1 protein-coding gene is annotated in these 693 nt (G+C 69.4%); it reads left to right on the top strand.

The features are described 5' to 3' along the window. On the top strand, positions 1-616 hold a 616-nt coding region (locus EOD07_RS36520; protein WP_245470640.1), incomplete at its 5' end, for an amidase family protein. Positions 617-693 lie beyond the last annotated feature (77 nt).

Genomic DNA, 693 nt, shown 5'->3' with positions numbered 1-693 from the left:
CCTCGGCGGCCACCTGCCGACGGAGCCTGGCGTGCTCGGCCTCTGCGAGGCCGCGCTTGCCCGCTTCGCCGATGCCTCGTTCCACAGCGAAAAGCTGGTTCCCGATGTCGATTTCGAGGCGCTGTGGCAGGCTTTTGTCGTCTTGCGCCAGGCAAGCAGCGGCTGCGGACTGAAGGCGCATTATGACGATCCGGCAAAACGCAGGCTTTTGAAGCCCGAGGCTGTCTGGGAAGTGGAGCAGGCGATGCGGCTCACCGCGCCGCAGATCCATGCCGCCAGTGTCCGGCGTACCTCGTGGCACCGCACGCTGCTGTCGCTGTTCGAGTGCTTCGACCTCATCGCCTTGCCGACCGCGCAGGTCTTCCCGTTCGACGTGACCACCCACTGGCCGCGCGAGGTCGCGGGGCGGACCATGGACAGCTATCACCGCTGGATGCAGGTCTCCGCCTTTGCAACGCTGGGCGGCTGCCCGGCGCTCGCCGTGCCGGCCGGCTTCGATGAGAGCGGCCGGCCGATGGGCATGCAGCTGATCGGCCGCCCGCGCGGCGACCTCGCCGTGCTCAAGGCGGGCGCCGCCTATGAGGCGACGCTGCCCTGGGCCGCAGGGGCTGCGTGACGGCTGCAGGCCCAGCTTGCACCAGCGCCAATCCCGTGCATTGATCGCGCTCCGCCCAAGTCGGCGCCGTCCTGCTC

This window comes from Mesorhizobium sp. M2C.T.Ca.TU.002.02.1.1 (genome assembly GCF_003997225.1).
This window is presented reverse-complemented; position numbering and strand designations above follow the sequence as displayed.